The following is an 18,088-nucleotide window of genomic DNA, read 5'->3' as shown; positions in this document are numbered from 1 at the left end:
CACGATCGTGGCGCGCCGCGCGGATTCACCATCGTAAAATAGATTCCCTCCATCGTCACTACAACGGCAGATACCCCATGAAACTTGCATCGCTGAAGGACGGCACGCGCGACGGCCAGCTGATCGTCGTGTCGCGCGACCTGCACACCGCGGCGATCGCCGATGCGATCGCACCGACGCTGCAGCGCGTCCTCGACGACTGGGCGTTCTACGCGCCGCAGCTGCGCGACCTGTACGACGCGCTGAACCACGGCCGCGCGCGCAACGCGTTCGCGTTCGACCCGGCGAACTGCATGGCGCCGCTGCCGCGCGCCTTCCAGTGGGCCGACGGCTCCGCGTACGTGAACCACGTCGAGCTCGTGCGCCGCGCGCGCGGCGCCGAGATGCCGCCGGAGTTCTGGACAGATCCGCTGATGTACCAGGGCGGCAGCGACGATTTCCTCGGCGCGCGCGACGACATCGTGTGCCCGTCCGAGGCGTGGGGCATCGACTTCGAGGCCGAGGTCGCGGTGATCACCGGCGACGTGCCGATGAGCGCATCGCCCGACGACGCGCTGAAGGCCGTGCGGCTGGTCACGCTCGTGAACGACGTGTCGCTGCGCAACCTGATTCCGGCCGAACTCGCGAAGGGCTTCGGTTTCTTTCAGAGCAAGCCGGCCACCGCATTCGCACCGGTCGCTGTGACGCCCGACGAACTCGGCGACGAATGGCGCGAAGGCCGCGTGCACCGGCCGATGATCGTTCACTGGAACGGCAAGAAGGTCGGCCAGCCCGACGCGGGCACCGACATGGTGTTCCACTTCGGCCAGCTGATCGCGCATGCGGCGAAGACGCGCAACCTGCGTGCCGGCTCGATCGTCGGCTCGGGCACGGTGTCGAACAAGGACGCGAAGCGCGGCTACTGCTGTATCGCCGAGAAGCGCTGCCTCGAGACGATCGAGCACGGCGCGCCGCAGACCGAATTCATGCGCTACGGCGACACCGTGCGCATCGAAATGTTCGACGCGGCCGGCAAGTCGATCTTCGGTGCGATCGAGCAGGCGGTCGCCCCGCCCGACGGCGCGGCCTGACGTCCGCGCGAAACCCGGTCCCGGCCCGCGCGCCGGGTTTCGCCTGATGTTTGCCCGCGCGGGCTTGGCTACACTCGATTCAGGCGTTTCAAGCATTTCACGAACCCGGGAGCTGCGCATGGCCGATCTCGCCGCATACGGCGGTTACGAAGCATTGAAGGTGACGCGCCGCGATCATGGCGTGCTCGACATCGTGATGAGCGGCGAGGGCGCCAACCGCAGCGGCCTCGCGACCGCGAACGAGCGCATGCATCGCGAGCTCGCCGACATCTGGCGCGACGTCGACCGCGATCCCGACACGCGCGTCGCGGTGATCCGCGGCGAGGGCAAGGGTTTTTCGGCGGGCGGCGATCTCGCGCTCGTCGAGGCGATGGCGAACGACTTCGACGTGCGCGCCCGCGTGTGGCGCGAGGCGCGCGACCTCGTCTACAACGTGATCAACTGCAGCAAGCCGATCGTGTCCGCGATGCACGGCCCGGCCGTCGGCGCGGGGCTCGTCGCCGGGCTGCTCGCCGACATCTCGATCGCCGCGAAGGATGCGCGCATCATCGACGGCCATACGCGGCTCGGCGTCGCGGCCGGCGATCACGCGGCGATCGTGTGGCCGCTGTTGTGCGGGATGGCGAAGGCGAAGTATTACCTGCTGCTGTGCGAACCGGTGAGCGGCGAGGAGGCCGAGCGGATCGGCCTCGTGTCGCTCGCGGTCGAGCCGGCGGACCTGCTGCCGAAGGCGTACGAGGTCGCGGAGCGGCTCGCGCACGGATCCCAGTCGGCGATCCGCTGGACCAAGTACGCGCTGAACAACTGGCTGCGCAGCGCCGGGCCGACCTTCGATACGTCGCTCGCGCTCGAATTCATGGGCTTCTCGGGGCCCGACGTTCAGGAGGGCATCCGCTCGCTGCGCGAGCGGCGCCCGCCAGACTTCCCCGGCGACGCACCGTTCTGACGCGCGTTATGATCGGACCAAGGGCGGCCGCACGACTCGTGCCGACCGCTTCGCCCACCCAGCCAACCAGGATGCCCGTATGACGACCGATGCCCCCGGCTCCAATCCTTTTGCCGGCTTTGCCGGTTTCAAGCCTGCCGACATGCTCGACCGGATGTGGGACATGATGCGGATGTCGCCGTTCGGCGGGATGGCGTCGTTTCCCGGCGCCGCGTCGGGGCTGCCGCCGTCGCTGTCGAGCATGTCCGACATGATGGCGCCGCTCACGAGCGTCGAGGAGCTCGACAAGCGAATCACCGATCTGCGCGCGGTCGAGCAGTGGCTCAAGCTCAATCTCGGCATGCTGCAGTCCGCGATCCAGGCGCTCGAGGTGCAGCGCGCGACGCTCGCGACGCTGCGTGCGTTCGGGGCGTTCGCGCAAAGCTCGATGTCGGCGGCCGAGGAAGCGGCGGTCGCGGCCGCGCAAGCGGCGTCCGCGCCGCGCGCCGATGCGCCGCAAGCGCCGGATGCCGCTGGCGCGGCTGACGCACCGCCGGCAGGCGACGCCGCGCAGCAGGCGTTCGATCCGGCCGGCTGGTGGAACCTGCTGCAGGCGCAGTTCAACCAGCTCGCGAGCCTCGCGATGACGCAGCCGGGCGCGCAGCCCGCGGAGCCGGGCGCCGCGCCGTCCGGGCAGACCGCATCGACGGCGCGGGCGGAGCAGCCCGCACCGGCTGCGGCCGCGGCCGCCGCGCCGCGCAAGCCGGCCGCGAAGCGTGCGAAGCCGGCAGGATCGGCCGCGGCGCGCGCGGCGGCGGCCTCGTCGCCCGAAACGCGTCCGCCGAAGCGCTCGACGTGACGCGAACCGGATAGCAGGTCGATCATGCGGCTCGCGCTCGTGCTGATGGGGGGCGGCGCACGTGCCGCCTACCAGGTCGGCGTGCTGAAGGCGCTGGCCGAGATCGCGCGCGAGGCCGATCCGAACCGGCACACGGTACCGTTCACGGTTGTCTGCGGCTCGTCGGCCGGCGCGATCAATGCGACGTCGATCGCGAGCCACGCGGACGACTTTTCGCACGGCGTGCGGCGTCTGCTCGAATTCTGGGAGCCGCTGCGCGCGGACTACGTCTATCGCACCGACTGGCTCGGCATCGCGGCGGCGGGCGCACGCTGGCTCGCGACGATGTCATTCGGCTGGGCGGCGCGCCGCTCGCCGCGCGGGCTGCTCGATAACGCTCCGCTCGCGCACCTGCTGCAGCGCGAGCTGAGCTTTCACCGGATCGAGCAGATGCTCGAGAGCAGGCTGCTGCACGCGCTCTCGGTGACGGCGCTCAGCTATTCGAGCGGCCGGCACCTGACGTTCTACCAGGCCGCCGAGCCGATCCAGGCATGGCGGCGCGCGCAGCGCACCGCGCGGCTCGTCGATCTGTCGGCATCGCACCTGCTCGCGTCGTCGGCCATTCCGTTCGTGTTTCCGGCCGTGCCGCTCGTGCTCGACGGCCAGATCGAATATTTCGGTGACGGCTCGATCCGGCAGGTCGCGCCGCTGTCGCCGGCGATCCACTTCGGCGCGCACCGGATCGTCGTCGTCGGCGCGGCCGATCCGCGGCCGGAGATTCCGGCCGCGAACGGCTCGGGACGGGTGCGCGGCTACCCGACGCTCGCGCAGATCGGCCAGCAGGTGCTCGCGAGCGTGTTTCTCGACTCGATCGGCTCGGACATCGAGCGGATCGAGCACATCAACCGGATGATCGAGCACCTGCCGCACCAGGTCGAAGTGGACAGCGGCTGGCGGCACGTCGACGTGCTCGCGATCGCGCCGTCCGAGCGCATCGAGCTGATCGCCGCGAAACACCTGAAGCAGATGCCGGCGACGATGCGCGGGCTGCTCGGCGCGATCGGCGGCAGCCAGCCGGCCGGCGCGTCGTTCGCGAGCTACCTGCTGTTCGAGGAAGCCTTCACGCGCGAGCTGATCGAGCTCGGCTATCGCGACGGGCGCGCGCAGCGCGACACGCTGGCGAACTGGATCGCGGGGGCCGACGGCGGCAGCGCGCCGGCATCCGGCATGCCGCCGGAGAGCGGCCGCGCGATCGGCGAAATACGGGTCTGACGCGAGCAGAGCGGGGCCGAAACGGATGAAACTTACATATCGGTTGCGTTTTCGCGACGCCTGCCCGCGACCGATCGCCGCACCGCAGGTGGCGGCGCGCGACCGGTTCCGCGTCTCGGAACCGTCATGCGCACGTGCTATCATGGCCGCCGCCGTATACACCATATCGAGCAGCCCGCCGGTCCGGCGGTCGCACGGGAGCCCGTCCGGGAACCGCGTGACGCCGGGCGGGCTCGCCACCGAGCCGGCCTGCGCCGGCCCCCACATCAGGCACGCGCGGCCGGTTCCGTTCGAGCGGAGCGGGGTCGCGGCGTGCTTCAAGGCGGCGACGCGGCCGCCCGGCTGCCGGAGGCGGAAACTGCGTCCCGGGGGCTGGATACACGCGTAAAATTACAGTCTTGGCTGCGAAAGGCGCGCTTGCGCGCCGACGCGGCAACAGTCACGTTTAGAGAAGTCGCATTGCGCAGAACAGGGGTGGGACCATCATGAACACCATGCTTTATCCGGAACTTTACAGGTCGCTCGAAGCTGTCCGCTGGGACATGGAGAAGGACATTCCGTGGGACAAGTTCGACGCTTCGCTGCTCACCGACGAGCAGGCGAAGACGATCAAGATGAACGCGATCACCGAATGGTCGGCGCTGCCCGCGACGGAAATGTTCCTGCGCGACAACCAGCACGACAGCGACTTTTCCGCGTTCATGAGCGTGTGGTTCTTCGAGGAGCAGAAGCATTCGCTCGTGCTGATGGAATACCTGCGCCGCTTCCGGCCGGAAATGGTGCCGACCGAAGAGGAACTGCACGCGGTGCGCTTCGAGTTCGATCCGGCGCCGCCGCTCGAGACGCTGATGCTGCATTTCTGCGGCGAGATCCGCCTGAACCACTGGTATCGCTGCGCGGCCGACTGGCACACCGAGCCGGTCATCAAGCACATCTACGAAACGATTTCGCGCGATGAAGCGCGCCATGGCGGCGCCTACCTGCGCTACATGAAGAAGGCGCTGAACAATTGCGGCGACGTCGCGCGCGCGGCGTTCGCGAAGATCGGCGTGCTGATGGCGTCGGCGCGCCGCACCGAGAAGCCGCTGCACCCGACCAACCTGCACGTGAACCAGGCGCTGTTCCCGCGCGACACCGTGCAGTCGCGCCTGCCCGATCCGGAATGGCTCGAGCGCTGGCTCGACGAGCAGATCCGCTTCGACGGCGAATGGGAAAAGAAGGTCGTCGAACGGATCCTGCACAACCTGTCGATCCTGTTCGAGCGCACGTTCGCGACCGCCCAGGAGCTGAACCGCTACCGCAAGGAAGTCACCGGACGCCTGCAGTCCGAAAGTGGCCCGTCGTCGGCCGCGCAACCGGCTTGAGGCTGCGCGGCATCGCAGCCGGCGTGAAGCTCCGCCGGTCGCGATCGCCGCAGTGTAGTCCCGCATGAAGCCCGCCCGGCCATCCGGCGGGCTTTTTATCTGGCGCCGCCGTGTTCCGTCGCGACGTGCACCGCGCGCCGCTCTCGCCAACCGAAATTCATCATGTCCGCTACCTTCGAACGAAAGCTGATCACCCGCGACGCCCTGGTTGCCCTGCGCGCTTCGCTGCCTTCGCCCGTCGTGTTCACGAACGGCGTGTTCGACATCCTGCACCGTGGCCACGTCACGTATCTCGCCGATGCGAAGGCGCTCGGCGCATGCCTGATCGTCGGCGTGAACAGCGATGCGTCGGTGCGCATGCTCGGCAAGGGCGACGACCGGCCGATCAACCGCGAGGACGACCGGATGGCGTTGCTCGCGGCGCTGGAAAGCGTCGACTGGGTCGTGAAATTCGAGGAAAAGACGCCGGTGTCGCTGATCGAGGCCGTCCGTCCGGACATTCTCGTGAAGGGCGGCGACTACGACATGGACGTGCTGCCGGAATCGGCCATCGTGCGCAGCTGGGGCGGGCGTGCGCTCGCGATTCCGTTCGAGCACGACCGCTCGACCACCGCGCTGCTGAAGAAGGTGCGCGCGCAGCAGTCCTGATGCGGGTGCCGCGCCGTCAGGGCGCGGAAGCCGCGAGCGGCTCGGCCGTCACGGCCGGCGGGCCGATCGGACCGCCGATCACGGGCTGATCGCTCGCCTGCGCGAGCGGCATCGCATGCAACGCATCGGGCCGAACCTGCCGGGACAGCACGCCCGGTTCGCGCGGGCCTGCCGCCGGCAGCGGCCCGAACACGCCGCGCACGGCGACGAACGCAAGCAGGTTCGCGAGAATGAGAACAGCGATCAGCCAGCGCAGCATCGTCGACACTCCTCGTCGTTGTTCAGTCGTTCAACCGTTCGGTCGGGCCGGCCGCGCGGCACGCGCGGTGGTTGCCGCCGGCGATCGCACGCGTCGGCCGGGGCGCATGCATGTGCGGCCGGCTGTCTGCATGGGCGCCCGCACCGGCGCCCGCTTTCCATCCTCACCGTGACGAAGCCCGCAGTCGGGCCTGCATCAACGCGGCCGACGCGGCCGGCGCGATGCCGACCGGTTTCCGTCAATTCTGCGCCGCCGCTTCCGCGGCGATCAACGCAAGCCCCGACAGGATCAGCGCGTCGTGCCGCGTATGCGGCAGCGTCAGCGCGCGCGCGACATCGTCCGCCGCGCCGCCCGCCAGCACGAGCCGCACGGGTGCCTGCCACGCAGCGGCGAGATCGCGCCATGCGCGCTCGATCAGCCCCGCCTGCGCGTACAGGCAGCCCGCCGACAGCGAGCGCGGCGTATCGACCTGGAACGGCTCGGCCTGCGCGCCCGCGAGCAGCCCGCTCGCGATGTCGGTGGTCAGCGTCGGCAACTGCGCGGTGTGCGTGCCGAGCGCGCGCATCATCAGGGCCCAGCCCGGCGCGATCAGCCCGCCGGTGAAACGGCCGTCCGCGCGCAGCGCTTCGAGCGTCGTCGCCGTGCCGAACGTCGCGATCAGCAGGTGCTCGCCCGGAAACGCCGCCCGTGCGCCGATCAGGCCGGCCCAGCGATCGCTGCCAAGCTGCTCGGGCGTCGTATAGCCGTTCGTCACGCCGCATTGCGCGGGCCGCGAGCGGATCGTCGTGCGCGCCAGGCCCGGCCAGCGGGCGTCGAGCAGCGCGTCGAGCCGCGCGGCCACGTCGGCGCCCGCGACGTTCGAGATCCATGCGCCATGCGGACGCGGCAGGGCCGACCAGTCGGGATCGGCACCGCCGTCGCGCGTATGGCCGAATGCGCCGGTCTCGACGAGCGTGCGTTGCGCGTCGGCGAGCGCCCACTTGATCCGGCTGTTGCCGGCGTCGATCAGCAGATGCGGTTCGTTCATTGCGCTTCGCGCAGCGATATGTCGCCGGCCGCGATCGCCTTGATGCCGTCGGGCGTGTCGAGCAGCAGCTGGCCGGTCGCGTCGATGCCCGTCGCGATGCCGCGCACGCGTTCGACGCCCTGTTCGAGCAGCACGACTTCGCGTCCCGCGTACGCGTGCAGCGCGTGCCAGCGCGGCAAGAACGGCGCGAGCCCGTCGGTGCCGAACTGCGCGAGTGCGGGCGTGAGCGCGTTCAGCGCCGCGGCGAGCGTATCGGTGAGGTTCGCCGATGCGCATGCGGCCGACAACGCGGCCGGCGGCAGCCCGCTCGCGAGCGCCGCTTCGCGCGCACGCAGCGCATCGACCTGCGCGGCGACGGCCTCCGCGCCGCGCACGTTGATGCCGAAGCCGATCACGACGGCGGTCGCGTCGGCGGTGGTCCAGACGGTTTCGATCAGGATCCCGGCAAGCTTGCCGACGATGCGCGACGTGCCGTCGTCGGTGGTCGTCAGCAGCAGGTCGTTCGGCCACTTGAGCGCGACGCGCGAGTGGGCGTCGAGCGGCAGCGTGGCGAGCCCTTCCGCGAGCGCGACGCCGATCGCGATGCTGAGGCCGCCGAGCGCATCGACGGGGCACGGCACGATGCAGCCGACCGAGCACAGCAGTGCGTTGCCGGGCTGCGCGAACCAGGGACGGCCTTGCCGGCCGCGGCCCGCCGTCTGCTCGAACGCGACGCGCACGAGCGGCGCGGGCAGCGCGTTCGCGGTGCGCGGCAGCGCCTTGAGGCGCGTCGCGACGTCGGCGTTGGTCGAGCCGGTGGCGGCGACGATGTCGAGCGGCCACGCGCGCGGCGCGGCGTCCAGGTGCGCCTCGAGCCGGTTGCGCGCGATGTGCGCGTCGCCGGAATCGGGCGTGTCGGAGGAGGTGGGGGCGTTCATGGCGCCTATTGTAGCGACAGGGGGCAGTGCGTGACGGGCGGCGCGCCAGGTCGTGCCCGTCGCGCCGCCGCCGCGCGTTCGTGCCCGCGCCGCCGACGCACCGTTACGGCGCGACGACCGGATGCTTCAACGCATGCGCGGTCTCAATCCACTGCGCGTGGAACGCGTCCGCGTCGGGTCGCAGCCCCAGCTCGCCGTTGCGATAGGCCATCGCGAGCGTCTGCACGGCTTCCGGCAGCTCGTGCTCGGCCGCACGGCGATACAGCGCGAGCGCGCGCGCCTCGTCGCGCGGCACGCCGCTGCCTTCGCGGTACGCGTTCGCAAGCATGAAATCCGCGGCCGGGATGTCCGCGCGCGACGCGATCTCGAACCAGTGCGCGGCCTGCACCGGATCGGCTGCGACGCCATAGCCGCTGCGATAGATCAGCCCGAGGTAATACGCGGCGGCCGGATCGCCTTGGCCGGCCGCTTCGCCGAGCAGCGTGCGGGCACGTGCGTAGTCCTTCGGGATGTCGCCGCTGCCGAGCAGCAGCGCCTTGCCGAGTGCCAGCTGCGCACGCCGCGCGGCCGGCGTGTCGGCTTTCGTGTCCGCCTGCGCGGCGGTTTCGAGCCAGCCGCGTCCCTCGTCGCGCAGCCCCGGCTCGCGCGCATCGACGAGCGCGATGCCGAGCGCCGCCTGCGCGTCGCCCGAGCCGCGCCGCGCGAGGGTGCGCAACTGCGCGAGCGCGTGCGGCTCGACGGCCTGCGCGACCATCGCCTGCCATTCGTCGAGCTGCGCGGCGCTCGGCGCGGGGCCGGCGGCGCGCCAGCCGGTCGCAGCGACCACGGCCGCAACGGTCACGGCCGCCGCCGCGAGCAACGCGGCCGGCGGGAGTTTCGCGCGCAGCAGGCGCCGCGCGGCGGTGGTGAAGCCGGCTTCGGCAGGCCGCATCGTCCGGATCGGTTGCATCGCGGGTCTCGTGGTCATTGCGTGAGGTCGATCTCGTAGATGGCGAGGTTCTTGCCCGAGCCGTCGTCGGCCGCGACCTGCGTGAGGCCGGTCAGGCCGGCTGCCGCCGCGTCGCCGAGCCGGTTCGGCGCGGACGTGAACTGCACGTGCGCGACCGAGCTCGCCAGCTTCGTGAAGCGCCAGCTGCGCTGCGCGCCGTCCGCCGCGCGCGTGATCGCGCCGCGCTTCTTGATGAACGCGATCAGCACGTCGCGGTTCGCGTCGGGCGATGCGAAGATCGTCTTGCTGCCGTCGAGGCCCGGGAAGTTGCCGCCACCGCTCGCGCGGTAGTTGTTGGTCGCGACGATGAACTGCGCGTTCGGGTCGATCGGCGCGCCCTTGTACGTCAGGTTCCTGATCCGGCTGCCGACCGGCTGCGTGACGTCGATCTCGTAAGCGAGATCCGCGGACGTGAACATGTCGAAGTTGTAGCCGGGGAAGCTGCTGACGAGCGGTTGCACCGTCGCCTTGGTCGGATCGATCGTGTTGAAGCGCTTCGCGGCCGTCTCGAGCCAGTTCTTCACGTCGCTGCCGCTCACCTTTACCGCGTACACGGTGTTCGGATACAGATACAGGTCGGCCGCGTTGTTGATCGCAAGTGCGCCGGGCGCGACGTCGGTGTAGTCGCTGCCGCCGCCGAAGCCGCTCTTGAACGGCGCGCTGACCGACAGCACCGGCAGCGATGCGTATTGCGGCAGGTTCGCCTGCACGTAGGTCTTCACGTAATCGGCCTGCGCCTCGTTGACGATCTGGATCGCGCCCGGATCGCCGACGTCCGCGAAGTACGAGTTCATCCGGTAGTCGGTCGAGCCGATCGGCGTCTTCACGTAGTCGATCGTCGCCTGGTGTTCGGCGGCGATCGCGGCGGACACCGACGGATCGGCGGCGACGTAGCTCTTGTCCGCGTTCTGGATCGGGCGCGCCTCGACGGTCGTCTGCGACTTGTCGACGCTCCACGTCTTGCCGTCGAACGTCAGGCCGAGCTTGATCACGCCGAGATGCTTGCCCCAGTAGTTGGCCATCACGGTCGGCACGCCGTTGACGGTGCCCTTCGCCTTGTCGACGCCCGGCAGGTTGAACTGCGCCACGGTGCTGTTCGCGTCCGGGAACACCTGGTGCGAGTGGCCGATCAGCATCGCGTCGATGCCGGGCACCTTCGACAGCCACCAGCTGCCGTTCTCCATGGTCGGCGAATACGCGGTGTTGTCGAGGCCGCCGTGCGAGATCGCGACGACGAGATCGGCGCCCTTCGCGCGCATCTCCGGGATGTACTTCTCGGCCGCTTCCTTCAGGCCGGTCGTGTAGACCTTGCCGTCGAGCCAGCGCTTGTCCCAGCTCATGATCGCGGGCGGCGTGAAGCCGATGATGCCGATCTTCACCGGCGCGCTGATGGTCTTGCCGTCGGGCGCGACGGCCGTCACCGTGCGGGTCAGGATCGTGTACGGCGTGAACAGCGGCGCGTTGGTCTTCGCGCTGATTACGTTCGCGAGCACCTGCGGGAAGCTCGGGCCCGCGCACTTCTTCTGCTGCGCGGGGGCCGGCAGCCCGTCGACGTCGAACGTGTTGCCGGTCACCTGCGACAGGTACGGCAGCCCGTAGTTGAACTCATGGTTGCCGATCCCGCCGCCGTCGAACTTCGCCGCGTTCATCACCTTGTAGATCGCGAGCGTCTGGTCGCAGCCGATCGGGTTCACGAGCGCCTGGTAGTCCGACAGCGCGGTGCCCTGGATCGTGTCGCCGTTGTCGAGCAGCAGCGTGTTCGGGTACTGCGCGCGCGCCTGCGCGATCAGCGTCGACACGCGCTCGAAGCCGAGCGACTTGTCGGCGGCGAGCTTGAAATAGTCGTACGACAGCACGTTGGTGTGCAGGTCGGTCGTTTCGAGCAGCGCGAGCGTGGCCGTCGTGCCGGCGGGCGCCTGCGTCTGCGACGACGGCGGGGCGGTGACGTCGTCGCCGCCGCAACCGGCGAGGGCGAAGGCGAGGCTGGCGAGCGCGGCGGCGGCGGTCACGCGGCGGCGGGAAAGCGGGGGGAGACGCATCGATTGTCCTGTTCTGTGTTCTGTTCTATGAATCGCGAGGAGCGCAGCGAAATGGCGGCGCGGGCGCCGACGGCCTGACGTGCGGCGCGTGAGAGTATCGAAAGGAAACGTGACGGAAGAATGAAAGGTCGCGTGCCCGGCACGCCGTTCCGGCGGCGAACCCCGTGCCGTGGCGGGGCGGGCATGCGCAAAGAGGCGCCTCTCGCCCGGCATTTCCGCCCGACGCCGCCGGCTGCGCGCCCCGACGGAAATCCTCACGTCGCGGCGCCGGACGGTTCGCTACAATGGCCGCTGTCATCCTTTTGCAAACAACCCGCCCTTGGACTTCGAGACACCTCCCGGCCTGTTGGTCGACGCCGGCGGCCAGGGCCAGACGGTGCGCCTGACCGGCCAGTGGACCGCGCTCGCGCTCGCACGCAATCGCGGCGAGGTCGCGCGCCGCATCGCGGGCATCGCGTCCGGACGCGTGAACGAATGGGATCTGTCCGGCATCGAGCGGCTCGACCACGTCGGCGGCCAGGCGCTGTGGCGCGTATGGGGCCGCAAGCTGCCGGCGGGCGTCGAGCTGACCGACACGCAGCGCACGATCTTCGAGCGGATCGAACGTCTCGACAGCCAGCGCGAGGCACCCGAGCGCGTCGTGCGCTTCGATCCCGTCACGCGCCTCGGCCAGGCGATCTTCGCGTTCGGCGAACACCTGCAGGGCGGCATCGCGATGTTCGGCCTCGTGATCCTCGACGCGCTGTCGGTGCTGCGCCGTCCGCAGACGATGCCGTGGAAGGAAACCTCGGCGAACATCTACAGCGCCGGCGCGCAGGCGCTGCCGATCACCGCGCTGGTCGCATTCCTGATCGGCATCGTGCTCAGCTATCTGTCCGCGCAGCAGCTGCAGATGTTCGGCGCGAACCGCTACATCGTGAACATCCTCGGGCTGTCGGTGATTCGCGAACTCGGGCCCGTGCTTTCGGCGATCCTCGTCGCGGGCCGCTCGGGCTCGGCGATCACCGCGCAGATCGGCGTGATGCGCGTGACCGAGGAGCTCGACGCGATGCGCGTGATGGGCATTCCGCACGGGCTGCGGCTGATCCTGCCGCGCGTGCTCGCGCTCGGCGTCGCGATGCCGCTGCTCGTGATGTGGACCAACATCGTCGCGCTGACGGGCGGCGCGCTTGCCGCGAAGTTCGTGCTCGGGATCGACGTCAACTATTTCGTGCGCTCGCTGCCGGGCGTCGTGCCGATCGCGAACCTGTACATCGGCCTCGGCAAGGGCGTCGTGTTCGGCATGCTGATCGCGCTGGTCGCATGTCATTTCGGTTTCCGGATCAAGGCGAACTCGCAAAGCCTCGGCGAAGGCACGACGACGTCGGTCGTGTCGTCGATCACGGTCGTGATCCTCGCCGACGCGGTGTTCGCGATCCTGTTCCAGAACGTGGGGCTCGGATGAACGCGTCGAATGAATCGCCGGCCGGTGCCGCGCCGGCCGATGGCGCCAGCGCACATGCCACGGCAGTCGGCGCGGGCACGGTCGGCATGCCGCCGGCGGCGGCCGCGCATGGCGGCGACCTCGTGATCGAGGTGCGCAACCTGACCAAGCGCTACGGGCGCAACATCATTCACCAGAAGCTCGATTTCGACGTGCGGCGCGGCGAGATCGTCGCGATCGTCGGCGGCTCGGGCTCGGGCAAGACGACGCTCGTGCGGCAGATCCTCGGCCTCGAGCGGCCGACGTCGGGCACGATCAAGGTGTTCGGCGAAGACACGTCGAAGATCGACGACGCGACCGCGCGGATGATGCGCACGCGTTCGGGGATGCTGTTCCAGCAGGGCGCGCTGTTTTCGTCGATGACGGTGTTCGACAACGTCGCGCAGCCGCTGCGCGAGCTCGGCCGCGTGCCGTCGGACCTGCTGCACGACATCGTGATGCTGAAGCTCGAGATGGTCGGGCTGCCGTGCAAGCACGCGTCGAAGATGCCGGCCGCGCTGTCGGGCGGGATGGTGAAGCGGGTCGGCATCGCGCGCGCGATCGCGCTCGAGCCCGAGCTGCTGTTCCTCGACGAGCCGACCGCTGGCCTCGACCCGCAGGCGTCCGACGAATTCGTCGAGTTGATCGCGACGCTGCATCGCACGCTCGGGCTGACCGTCGTGATGGTGACGCACGATCTCGACACGATGGTCGCGCTGTCGACGCGCGTCGCGGTGCTGGCCGATCGCAAGGTGCTGGTCGCGGCGCCGGTCGAGGAGGCCGCGAACGTCGACCATCCGTTCATCCACGAATATTTCCTGGGGCTGCGCGGGCGCCGCGCACTGCAGGCGCTGCCGCCCGAGCGGCGCGCGAAGCTGCCGAAGGCGGCCCTCGAGCCGGCGCTGTCGAGCGTCGAATTGTAGGAAAGGCAAGAAGCAAGGAACCCGCGAATGGAAAACAAATCACATGCGTTCTGGGCCGGCCTGTTCACGATCGCGCTGACGCTGGCGATCGCGGGCACCGTGTTCTGGTTCAACGTCGACCGGACCGTGCGCGTGCCGTACGACCTGCTCGCGCGCACCAACGTGACGGGCCTGTTCCCGGACGCGGCCGTGCGCTTTCGCGGCCTCGACGTCGGCAAGGTGCAGTCGATCGGCTTCGACCGCACGCACCCGGGCCAGATCCGGATCCGGATTCTCGTCGACCACGATGCGCCGATCACGCAGTCGACCTACGGCAGCCTCGGCTTCCAGGGCGTGACGGGCATCGCGTTCGTGCAGCTCGAGGATACGGGCCGCGACCTGGCGCCGCTGCCGTCGTCGCCGAAGGCGATCGCGCAGATCCCGATGCGGCCGAGCCTGTTCGACCAGATCCAGGAGCGCGGCGACGTGCTGCTGCGGCAGCTCGAACTGGCCGCGAAAAGCGCGAACGCGCTGATGTCGCCCGAGATGCGCGAGCAGTTGCGCGCGACGGCCGAAAGCCTGCAGCACGCGGCCGATGGCGCGACGACGCTGTCGAAGCAGCTCGCGCCGGCGGTGGCCGCGCTGCCGGAAACGATGCACCAGGTCGATCGCGCGATGGCGTCGGCGAACACGCTGCTGCAGCCGAACGGGCCGCTCGTGTCGAACCTGAACAAGGCCGGCTCGGCTGCCGAGCAGGTCGGCGTCGCGCTGAACGACCTGAACGCGCGGGTCCAGTACGACACGCTGCCGCGCTTCAACGCGCTGGCCGGCAGCGTCGGCGATGCGTCGCGGCAATTGAAGGACGTCGCCGGTGAACTCGGCCGCAATCCGAGCAGTCTGTTGTTCGGTTCGCCCGGCTCCGCGCCCGGCCCCGGCGAGGCGGGCTTCGTCTGGCCGGGGGCGGGGAGCGCGGCCGGGAAGTGAAGCAGATCGTCAGCCCATCGACGTTGATCGGCCGACCCGGCGCGAGACCGGACCACGACGCCATCGAAACCGGAAACATCATGCAGGAACATGCCATGCCACGAATCCCTGATCGCGGGCTGCGTCCCGCCGCGACCGCGCTCGCGATGCTGACGCTCGTGTTCGCCGCCGGCTGCGCCGGCAACAGTGCGGCGCTGTCGAACGTCCGCTACGACCTCGGGCCGGCCGCATCGGCCGTCACGGCCGGCACGGGCCCCGCGCTGAAGGTGCTCGACGTCGCCGCGTCCGACGCGCTCGACACGGACAAGTTCGTCTACCGGCTCGCGTATGCGGATGCGCAGCGCATGGCCGTCTATCGCGACAGCCGCTGGATCGCGCCGCCCGCGCAACTGCTCACGCAGCGGCTGCGCGGCGCGTTGTCGTCGCGCGGCGCGGTGCTCGAGGGTTCCGACGGCGTGCGCGCGCCGACGCTCAAGGTCGACCTGAACGAATTCGAGCAGGTGTTCGACGGGGAGTCGAAGAGCCACGGCGCGGTCACCGCGCGCGCGACGCTGTTGCAGGGCGGCAAGGTGCTCGGCCAGCGCACGTTCGTCGCGCGCGCGCCGTCGAGCACGCCCGATGCGGCTGGCGGCGCGCGGGCGCTCGCGGCCGCGAGCGACGAGCTCGTGTCGCAGATCGCCGCGTGGGTCGGCGTGCAGGCGTACGCGGGCAACCCGTGACGCCGCACGCGCAGCCGCGATGAGCGCGCCGGGCACGTCGCGCGCGTCGTCGCTGGCGCGGCAGGCGTTCGCCGCGTATGCGGCGCTCATCGTCTATGCATCGCTGTATCCGTTCGGCGGCTGGGTATCGCTCGGCATCGGGCCGTTCGATTATTTGTTCGCACCGATGCAGCGTTATGTGACCGCGTTCGACGTGGTCACCAACGTGCTCGGCTACATGCCGTTCGGCGCACTCGGCGTGCTCGCGCTGCATCCGCGCTGGCGCGGCGTGGCCGCGACGCTGATCGTGGGCGGCCTCGGCGTGCTGCTGTCGGGATCTATGGAGGCGCTGCAGACCTACCTGCCGACGCGCGTCGCGTCGAATCTCGACCTCGCGGCCAATGCGCTCGGCGCGCTGCTCGGCGCGGCGCTCGCGGCACCGGCCACCGGCGCGCTGCTCGACCGCGGCGCATTGCGCCGGCTGCGCTTCGCGTGGTTCGAGACCGACGGCGCGACGCCGCTGCTGCTCGCCGCGCTGTGGCCGTTCGCGATCCTGTTTCCTTCGCCGTTCCTGTTCGGCATCGGCGACTGGCCGGCCGCGCTGTGGGAGCGCGCCGACGGCTCGATGCAGGACGCGCTGCTCGCATGGCTGCCGGCCGCGTGGCGCGTGAGCGAATGGCCCGAGCGCGTCGACGGCTGGCTGTCCGACTCCGCGTGGGAAGCCGCGCTCGGCGGGTTGATGCTGTTCGCCGCGCTGGCGATCGCGTCGCTGGCGATGCGTGCCGGCGCGCCGCGCGTGCGGCTCCTGATCGCGTTCGTCGGCGCGACGCTCGCGCTGAAGGCGGCCGCGACCTTCATGCAGTCGAGCACCGGCCTCGTCGTCGTGTGGGCGACGCCCGGCGCGCGGCTCGGCATCGAGCTCGGCTTCGCGGCGGCGCTGCTCGCGTTGCGCGTGCCGGCCGCGTGGCGCGCGCTGCTCGCGGCGCTCGCGCTGCTGGCCGGTGTGGTGCTCGTCAACCTGCTGCCCGTCAACCCGTTCTTCGATTTCACGCTGTCGGGCTGGCGGCAGGGCCGCTACGTGCACTTCAACAGCATCGCGCGCTGGCTTGCGTGGATCTGGCCCTACGCGGCGCTGATCTGGCTCGGTCAGCGGGTCGAGCACGCGTGGCTGCCGGCCGCGCGGCGGCGCTGACGCCGCAGGAGCGGCAACGGGGCCGCGCGGCCGCGCCTCGCGGCGATCGCGGGCAGCCGTGCGCGCCGGTCGCTATAATCGACCGCACATCCGTTGCCGCGCGCAACGGCAATCGCCCTTCTTTCCGCCCGGCACCGCACCGGGCCGCTCGTCACCATCATGGATTCCTACTACCAGCACCACGTCTTTTTCTGCCTGAATCAGCGCGATCCGGGCGCCGAGCGTCCGAGCTGCGCGCAATGCGATGCGCAGACCATGCAGGAGTACGCGAAAAAGCGCGTGAAGGAACTTGGCCTCGCGGGGCCCGGCAAGGTGCGCATCAACAAGGCCGGCTGCCTCGACCGCTGCGAGGAAGGGCCGGTGATGGTCGTGTATCCGGAAGGCACGTGGTACACGTACGTCGATCAGGCCGACATCGACGAGATCGTCGAATCGCACCTGCGCGACGGCAAGGTCGTCGACCGCCTGAAGATCTGAGCGGGCCAGCCGAATGAACGTTCATACGCAGAAGTCGCTGATCCCCGGCCCGGTCGGGCAGATCGAAATCGCGGTCGACCTGCCCGACGCCGTGCGCGAAGGCGGCGCCGCGCCGCGCGGCATCGCGCTCGTCGCGCATCCGCATCCGCTGTTCGGCGGCACGATGGACAACAAGGTCGCGCAAACGCTCGCGCGCACGCTGGTCCAGCTCGACTACGTGGTGTACCGGTCGAACTTCCGCGGCGTCGGCGCGACCGAGGGCGTGCACGACAACGGCATCGGCGAGGCCGACGACCTGCTCGCCGTGCTCGCGCACATGCGCGCGCAGCCCGCCTATGCGGACCTGCCGCTCGTGCTCGCGGGCTTCTCGTTCGGCACTTTCGTGCTGTCGCACGTCGCGAAGCGGTTGCGCGACGCGGGCGAGACGATCGAGCGGATGGTGTTTGTCGGCACGGCCGCGAGCCGCTGGCAGGTCGCCGACGTGCCGGAGAACACGCTCGTGATCCACGGCGAAACCGATGACACGGTGCCGATCGGATCGGTCTACGACTGGGCGCGGCCGCAGGAACTGCCGGTCGTCGTGATCCCCGGCGCCGAGCATTTCCTGCATCGCAAGCTGCACGTGCTGAAGCGCATCATCGTCGACGCGTGGCGTTGATCCGCTGAACCCGGCGTGCGGCGCCGCCGCCGCACGACCGCGATGCCGCCGCGCGCGCGACATCGCGCCGCGCCGTGTCACGACACGATCGCACATGCCCGCTCAAGCGCGGCGCAACCCGGCTTGCACGGCGCCTGCGCACGCCTTTCGCGTGGCTTCGCGCACGATTCTCCGCAGCGAAGCCGCGCTATCCTCCCGAAGCCTCGGTGTGGCCACCTGAGCCCTGGTTCGCGAAAACGCCGTTCGCGGCCACGTATAATGGCCGCATTTCGCGTCGCCCGCGGCCCGGCCGGGCCCATGCGGCGCTCGTTTCGCCGCCTGTCCGCCCGCTCGCGACGGCCGCGAACCGAACGCGTCCGCATGAGTCC

The 18,088-nt window shown here is 70.1% G+C and carries 18 protein-coding genes; 13 read left to right on the top strand and 5 right to left on the bottom strand.

What is annotated here, in order from left to right; genetic code table 11:
- Nucleotides 1-77 precede the first annotated feature (77 nt).
- The 6 genes from BTE28158_RS01865 (at nucleotide 78) to rfaE2 (ending at nucleotide 6,117) form a co-directional block, all read left to right on the top strand.
- The gene (locus BTE28158_RS01865; protein ID WP_059600021.1) at nucleotides 78-1,070 is read left to right on the top strand and encodes a fumarylacetoacetate hydrolase family protein; all 993 of its coding nucleotides are present in this window, start codon (nucleotides 78-80) and stop codon (nucleotides 1,068-1,070) included.
- 118 nt (nucleotides 1,071-1,188) lie between these two features.
- The gene (locus tag BTE28158_RS01860) at nucleotides 1,189-2,016 is read left to right on the top strand and encodes an enoyl-CoA hydratase/isomerase family protein (protein ID WP_059600022.1); all 828 of its coding nucleotides are present in this window, start codon (nucleotides 1,189-1,191) and stop codon (nucleotides 2,014-2,016) included.
- 79 nt (nucleotides 2,017-2,095) lie between these two features.
- Nucleotides 2,096-2,854 (top strand): PhaM family polyhydroxyalkanoate granule multifunctional regulatory protein, encoded by a 759-nt coding sequence (locus BTE28158_RS01855; protein WP_124901994.1) that lies wholly within the window; start codon nucleotides 2,096-2,098, stop codon nucleotides 2,852-2,854.
- Between the two features lie 24 nt (nucleotides 2,855-2,878).
- On the top strand, nucleotides 2,879-4,105 hold the full coding sequence (locus tag BTE28158_RS01850; RefSeq protein ID WP_124626406.1) for a patatin-like phospholipase family protein: 1,227 nt from the start codon (nucleotides 2,879-2,881) through the stop codon (nucleotides 4,103-4,105).
- A gap of 485 nt (nucleotides 4,106-4,590) precedes the next feature.
- Nucleotides 4,591-5,469 (top strand): ferritin family protein, encoded by an 879-nt coding sequence (locus tag BTE28158_RS01845; protein ID WP_059451551.1) that lies wholly within the window; start codon nucleotides 4,591-4,593, stop codon nucleotides 5,467-5,469.
- Between the two features lie 162 nt (nucleotides 5,470-5,631).
- The gene (gene rfaE2, locus BTE28158_RS01840; protein WP_151052308.1) at nucleotides 5,632-6,117 is read left to right on the top strand and encodes a D-glycero-beta-D-manno-heptose 1-phosphate adenylyltransferase; all 486 of its coding nucleotides are present in this window, start codon (nucleotides 5,632-5,634) and stop codon (nucleotides 6,115-6,117) included.
- A 16-nt stretch (nucleotides 6,118-6,133) separates the two neighbouring features.
- Here rfaE2 and BTE28158_RS01835 read toward each other — a convergent pair whose 3' ends face one another.
- The 5 genes from BTE28158_RS01835 to BTE28158_RS01815 all read right to left on the bottom strand — a co-directional run bounded on the left by BTE28158_RS01835 (nucleotide 6,134) and on the right by BTE28158_RS01815 (nucleotide 11,347).
- Complete coding sequence (locus BTE28158_RS01835) at nucleotides 6,134-6,376, bottom strand: hypothetical protein (RefSeq protein WP_059600026.1); 243 nt, start codon at nucleotides 6,374-6,376, stop codon at nucleotides 6,134-6,136.
- A gap of 238 nt (nucleotides 6,377-6,614) precedes the next feature.
- Nucleotides 6,615-7,403, bottom strand: a complete 789-nt coding sequence (locus tag BTE28158_RS01830) for a type III pantothenate kinase (RefSeq protein WP_124626405.1) — start codon at nucleotides 7,401-7,403, stop codon at nucleotides 6,615-6,617.
- Nucleotides 7,400-8,320 carry a biotin--[acetyl-CoA-carboxylase] ligase gene (locus BTE28158_RS01825; RefSeq protein WP_174919632.1) on the bottom strand — a complete coding sequence of 307 codons (921 nt, stop codon included), beginning with the start codon at nucleotides 8,318-8,320 and terminating at the stop codon, nucleotides 7,400-7,402. The genes BTE28158_RS01830 and BTE28158_RS01825 overlap by 4 nt, the downstream gene beginning before the upstream one ends.
- Nucleotides 8,321-8,423: 103 nt before the next feature.
- Nucleotides 8,424-9,269 carry a tetratricopeptide repeat protein gene (locus BTE28158_RS01820; protein ID WP_174909280.1) on the bottom strand — a complete coding sequence of 282 codons (846 nt, stop codon included), beginning with the start codon at nucleotides 9,267-9,269 and terminating at the stop codon, nucleotides 8,424-8,426.
- 14 nt (nucleotides 9,270-9,283) lie between these two features.
- Complete coding sequence (locus BTE28158_RS01815) at nucleotides 9,284-11,347, bottom strand: bifunctional 2',3'-cyclic-nucleotide 2'-phosphodiesterase/3'-nucleotidase (RefSeq protein ID WP_151052244.1); 2,064 nt, start codon at nucleotides 11,345-11,347, stop codon at nucleotides 9,284-9,286.
- A gap of 319 nt (nucleotides 11,348-11,666) precedes the next feature.
- Here BTE28158_RS01815 and BTE28158_RS01810 point away from each other — a divergent pair, with 319 nt between their 5' ends.
- The 7 genes from BTE28158_RS01810 to BTE28158_RS01780 all read left to right on the top strand — a co-directional run bounded on the left by BTE28158_RS01810 (nucleotide 11,667) and on the right by BTE28158_RS01780 (nucleotide 17,720).
- On the top strand, nucleotides 11,667-12,791 hold the full coding sequence (locus BTE28158_RS01810) for an MlaE family ABC transporter permease (RefSeq protein ID WP_124626397.1): 1,125 nt from the start codon (nucleotides 11,667-11,669) through the stop codon (nucleotides 12,789-12,791).
- Nucleotides 12,788-13,732, top strand: a complete 945-nt coding sequence (locus BTE28158_RS01805; protein ID WP_151052246.1) for an ABC transporter ATP-binding protein — start codon at nucleotides 12,788-12,790, stop codon at nucleotides 13,730-13,732. The genes BTE28158_RS01810 and BTE28158_RS01805 overlap by 4 nt, the downstream gene beginning before the upstream one ends.
- Nucleotides 13,733-13,759: 27 nt before the next feature.
- Nucleotides 13,760-14,695, top strand: coding sequence for an MlaD family protein (locus BTE28158_RS01800; protein ID WP_124626394.1), 936 nt, complete (start codon nucleotides 13,760-13,762; stop codon nucleotides 14,693-14,695).
- 95 nt (nucleotides 14,696-14,790) lie between these two features.
- Nucleotides 14,791-15,414 carry an ABC-type transport auxiliary lipoprotein family protein gene (locus BTE28158_RS01795; RefSeq protein WP_059600044.1) on the top strand — a complete coding sequence of 208 codons (624 nt, stop codon included), beginning with the start codon at nucleotides 14,791-14,793 and terminating at the stop codon, nucleotides 15,412-15,414.
- Nucleotides 15,415-15,433: 19 nt separating this feature from the next.
- Complete coding sequence (locus BTE28158_RS01790; RefSeq protein ID WP_124902000.1) at nucleotides 15,434-16,585, top strand: VanZ family protein; 1,152 nt, start codon at nucleotides 15,434-15,436, stop codon at nucleotides 16,583-16,585.
- Nucleotides 16,586-16,744: 159 nt separating this feature from the next.
- Entirely contained in the window at nucleotides 16,745-17,062 is a 318-nt protein-coding gene (locus BTE28158_RS01785) for a (2Fe-2S) ferredoxin domain-containing protein (RefSeq protein ID WP_006485233.1), read from the top strand.
- A gap of 13 nt (nucleotides 17,063-17,075) precedes the next feature.
- On the top strand, nucleotides 17,076-17,720 hold the full coding sequence (locus BTE28158_RS01780) for an alpha/beta hydrolase (RefSeq protein WP_059524004.1): 645 nt from the start codon (nucleotides 17,076-17,078) through the stop codon (nucleotides 17,718-17,720).
- Nucleotides 17,721-18,088 lie beyond the last annotated feature (368 nt).

The organism is Burkholderia diffusa (assembly GCF_902499115.1).
GTDB classification, from domain to species: domain Bacteria; phylum Pseudomonadota; class Gammaproteobacteria; order Burkholderiales; family Burkholderiaceae; genus Burkholderia; species Burkholderia diffusa.
This window is presented reverse-complemented; position numbering and strand designations above follow the sequence as displayed.

What these genes read in the sequence shown, in the direction of transcription:
- BTE28158_RS01865 (WP_059600021.1), top strand. Translation starts at nt 78, where the DNA reads ATGAAACTTGCATCGCTGAAGGACGGCACGCGCGACGGCCAGCTGATC.
- BTE28158_RS01860 (WP_059600022.1), top strand. Translation starts at nt 1,189, where the DNA reads ATGGCCGATCTCGCCGCATACGGCGGTTACGAAGCATTGAAGGTGACG.
- BTE28158_RS01855 (WP_124901994.1), top strand. Translation starts at nt 2,096, where the DNA reads ATGACGACCGATGCCCCCGGCTCCAATCCTTTTGCCGGCTTTGCCGGT.
- BTE28158_RS01850 (WP_124626406.1), top strand. Translation starts at nt 2,879, where the DNA reads ATGCGGCTCGCGCTCGTGCTGATGGGGGGCGGCGCACGTGCCGCCTAC.
- BTE28158_RS01845 (WP_059451551.1), top strand. Translation starts at nt 4,591, where the DNA reads ATGAACACCATGCTTTATCCGGAACTTTACAGGTCGCTCGAAGCTGTC.
- rfaE2 (WP_151052308.1), top strand. Translation starts at nt 5,632, where the DNA reads ATGTCCGCTACCTTCGAACGAAAGCTGATCACCCGCGACGCCCTGGTT.
- BTE28158_RS01835 (WP_059600026.1), bottom strand. Translation starts at nt 6,376, where the DNA reads ATGCTGCGCTGGCTGATCGCTGTTCTCATTCTCGCGAACCTGCTTGCG.
- BTE28158_RS01830 (WP_124626405.1), bottom strand. Translation starts at nt 7,403, where the DNA reads ATGAACGAACCGCATCTGCTGATCGACGCCGGCAACAGCCGGATCAAG.
- BTE28158_RS01825 (WP_174919632.1), bottom strand. Translation starts at nt 8,320, where the DNA reads ATGAACGCCCCCACCTCCTCCGACACGCCCGATTCCGGCGACGCGCAC.
- BTE28158_RS01820 (WP_174909280.1), bottom strand. Translation starts at nt 9,269, where the DNA reads ATGCAACCGATCCGGACGATGCGGCCTGCCGAAGCCGGCTTCACCACC.
- BTE28158_RS01815 (WP_151052244.1), bottom strand. Translation starts at nt 11,347, where the DNA reads ATGCGTCTCCCCCCGCTTTCCCGCCGCCGCGTGACCGCCGCCGCCGCG.
- BTE28158_RS01805 (WP_151052246.1), top strand. Translation starts at nt 12,788, where the DNA reads ATGAACGCGTCGAATGAATCGCCGGCCGGTGCCGCGCCGGCCGATGGC.
- BTE28158_RS01800 (WP_124626394.1), top strand. Translation starts at nt 13,760, where the DNA reads ATGGAAAACAAATCACATGCGTTCTGGGCCGGCCTGTTCACGATCGCG.
- BTE28158_RS01795 (WP_059600044.1), top strand. Translation starts at nt 14,791, where the DNA reads ATGCCACGAATCCCTGATCGCGGGCTGCGTCCCGCCGCGACCGCGCTC.
- BTE28158_RS01790 (WP_124902000.1), top strand. Translation starts at nt 15,434, where the DNA reads ATGAGCGCGCCGGGCACGTCGCGCGCGTCGTCGCTGGCGCGGCAGGCG.
- BTE28158_RS01785 (WP_006485233.1), top strand. Translation starts at nt 16,745, where the DNA reads ATGGATTCCTACTACCAGCACCACGTCTTTTTCTGCCTGAATCAGCGC.
- BTE28158_RS01780 (WP_059524004.1), top strand. Translation starts at nt 17,076, where the DNA reads ATGAACGTTCATACGCAGAAGTCGCTGATCCCCGGCCCGGTCGGGCAG.